The following is a 2,846-nucleotide window of genomic DNA, read 5'->3' on the forward strand; positions in this document are numbered from 1 at the left end:
ACGATACTGCTGGTATAGTTTTTTTGTAGCCTCTGTCTGCGTAGGCACAGCAAGCTAGAAAAATTTATAACAGTAGCACGTGGTTATTTACTTTATTACAATCGCATTTCTTTTATGTTGAACTGACTGTATCATCGTTGTTGTAGTGATTACTTACAAATTCAGTGTAGGCGAGCATTTATGGACACGCTATAGTGTTTAAGATATTTATTTGGGAGAGTGTTATGAATTTAGAATTATTAAAACAGTTGCGTACCTCTGTGGTTATAACGGGTTTATTAGCTGGCGCCATGACGGTTAGTGCTTGTCAACAAAACCAAGAAACAGACCCAAGTTTGGAAGACGGCATCAGTGAAGAGCAGTCAGTACCAATGTCTGCTGAGCCTGCCGAGCCAAGCGATGTTGTCGTAGATGCACCTGTAAGCGACGTAGAAGATGATACGGTTGCTACCGTAAACAATGATGTGACTCAGATATCCTATCTGTGTGCACCTGAATTAGCAGTCGAAGCGACTTATAAAGATACTGACAACCAAGTAGTTATTGGTACGGCCAAAGGAACAGTCACATTGACCAAAACCAATGATGGCAGCAATCCTGAAGTGTTTGAAGGATCGACAGCTATTGATGGTAACGAAGGCTTTGTGCAGTGGCGCGTGGCGCATAAAGATCGCGAGACAGGTGTGATGCGTACTGCTGGTGCAGATGCCTCTAACGTCAGTACTTATGAATGTAAGAAAACAGAAAAAGCACCAGAAGACGCGGTATAAAGTAAGCCTTACGAAACGAGCACGGCCTATAGTATAAGACCCAATAACAAAAGCAACGTTCGCGTTGCTTTTGTTATGTCTGATTTTTCTTATGTCCAATTTTTAAAACTTGTAGGAAATAGCTTTATTTTCTTTGCGTAGTATCGCGCTCATGTGCCAAGAACCCTTCTTCTGCCACATCTAGCTCTTCGTGCTTAAGCTCTACTTGGATGCTATCGGTATGGGTATGGGTGGTTTTATTAATGTCCACTTCTTGAATCACATGGGTGTCTTTGGTGATAGTAGCTACTTGACGCGATAAGATGATCTCAATCGGCTCATCGCCAACCTCAATTTGTTTGCCATTCACCGTAACCACGGCCTTACTGTCTAACGATGGCTCAACGTGACGCAGTATGTCTTTATCATCATAACTGCCCGATAATAAATCCTGACTTTCGCTATCGTGGTATTCCGTACGCACTGTAATATATTCTTCTACCAGCTCAATAGGCACCTCGATAGTCTTGGTACGTGCGTGCTTAGTAACGGTAACTTTGCCAACATCCAAGCGTTCCTTGTTGATAACTGGACGCTCTTCTAATAGTTCAAGATGACCACCGCTGCTGGTGTTTGTTAGTGCGTCATTTTGATTGGCTAATACGGTTGGCTCTTGATTGTAGTCTTGTTGCTGATGGCTATGCTCGGCTAACTCATCGAGGTTTGGGGGTACAGATGCCGTTGTGAGTTGATCTTCTTTGTCGACTCTATCATTTATAATGGGTTTATTGTCATCGGTATTCATTATTGTATTCCTTATTGTCAGGCCGAAAAGTTTGGGCTATAAAAGTACTGAGCTGTAAAGCTGTTGGGTATAAAACAGTCGGATATAAAAAAAGACCAGAGGCGTGCTCTGGTCTTATTCACTGAGTTCATAAACTCAGCTGCTAATTGCAATCACATAGCCTTTTAAAATAGCCTTTTAAAACAGATATTCAACTATGTGAACACATTGCTTATTACATACCACGAGCGCGGCGTACATCTTCTGCGGTAATGCCGTCACGGTCTACGATGTTACCTTCACGGTCTACGACGTTGCCATCATTATCAATGTCTAACTCTTCGCGCTGGATGGTTTCGACGATAGTTTCAGTATGACGCTCAGTAGTTTTACCGACGTTGACTTCTTCAGATACATAAGTATCTTTACCGACGCGGGCACGTTCAGCTTCTAGCTCCACTTCGACAGTCTCGTTACCAGTTACATCACCGATACGGCGGTCTGTTGGACGATCTACGTTAGTGCGCTGTATATCGGCATGCTCTTCTTCGAGCTCAACATCGACATTGCGTTCTTCGGTAACCACATGCTTACCGACTTTTACCAACCCTGCAACGATGCGGTCTTTATTCACGGTTAGGCGCTCTTCGAGTAGCTCTAACGTGTTAGGTGCATCATAGGCAGTATCTTTAATATCCATACGCTCTTCAGCTGGAATAGTCTCAGCAGTAAACGCTTGACGATCTTTTTCGTATTGGTCTTTATAGCTGTACTGGTAGTCATGATCATAGACTTCCATGGCCTCGACTTGCGCCTGCGTTAAGCTATCAAAGAATACGTCATCACCTACGATACGCGCTAGGCCTGCTGGTACCAATACTTCTTTTGAGCTGAACCAACCACCTGCATCAACGATTAAATAGCGGATGCGACCAGTGGTGTCTTCTACCAGTGCGCCCTCAATTTTACCGATTTTCTCTTCATTGACGCCGTAAGCAGTTTTACCTGATGGGTCATAATAGTCATCACCAATAAGGTCGCGGTGAGTCGCTTGGATGTCTTTTAAACGAATTAGTTGGCTCATTATTGTCTTCCTTTTTTATAAATTAATGGTTATTTTTTTAAATCTTAGATTAACACATGAAGTGCAATACCAAATGTGAGGTGAAAAAAAGACCTAGATGCGCTAGCATCAAAGTTTTTATCCACCGACCAAAGTGAGATTGCAACCATGAACTATACACATCTAAGCCTAGGGGAACGATACCAGATTTATGCCCTTAAAGGGGCAAAACATAGTATTAAATTTATAG

The 2,846-nt window shown here is 42.7% G+C and carries 3 protein-coding genes; 1 reads left to right on the top strand and 2 read right to left on the bottom strand.

The genetic code is table 11. The features are described 5' to 3' along the window. Positions 1–224: 224 nt before the first annotated feature. A complete protein-coding gene (locus tag EI161_RS13835; protein ID WP_192524735.1) occupies positions 225–770 on the top strand; it encodes a hypothetical protein in 546 nt (181 codons plus the stop codon). 124 nt (positions 771–894) lie between these two features. On the opposite strand, the gene EI161_RS13840 is transcribed toward EI161_RS13835, so the two are convergent. Together EI161_RS13840 and EI161_RS13845 are read right to left on the bottom strand one after the other, a co-directional pair. Continuing rightward, positions 895–1,554: a YsnF/AvaK domain-containing protein gene (locus EI161_RS13840; protein ID WP_192524736.1), complete on the bottom strand. Its 660-nt coding sequence runs from the start codon at positions 1,552–1,554 to the stop codon at positions 895–897. Between the two features lie 214 nt (positions 1,555–1,768). Beyond that, the gene (locus tag EI161_RS13845) at positions 1,769–2,617 is read right to left on the bottom strand and encodes a DUF2382 domain-containing protein (protein ID WP_192524737.1); all 849 of its coding nucleotides are present in this window, start codon (positions 2,615–2,617) and stop codon (positions 1,769–1,771) included. Between the last annotated feature and the right edge of the window lie 229 nt (positions 2,618–2,846).

The sequence above is a fragment of the Psychrobacter sp. FME5 genome (genome assembly GCF_014861375.1).
Lineage (GTDB): Bacteria > Pseudomonadota > Gammaproteobacteria > Pseudomonadales > Moraxellaceae > Psychrobacter.

What these genes read in the sequence shown, in the direction of transcription:
- EI161_RS13845 (WP_192524737.1), bottom strand. Translation starts at nt 2,617, where the DNA reads ATGAGCCAACTAATTCGTTTAAAAGACATCCAAGCGACTCACCGCGAC.
- EI161_RS13835 (WP_192524735.1), top strand. Translation starts at nt 225, where the DNA reads ATGAATTTAGAATTATTAAAACAGTTGCGTACCTCTGTGGTTATAACG.
- EI161_RS13840 (WP_192524736.1), bottom strand. Translation starts at nt 1,554, where the DNA reads ATGAATACCGATGACAATAAACCCATTATAAATGATAGAGTCGACAAA.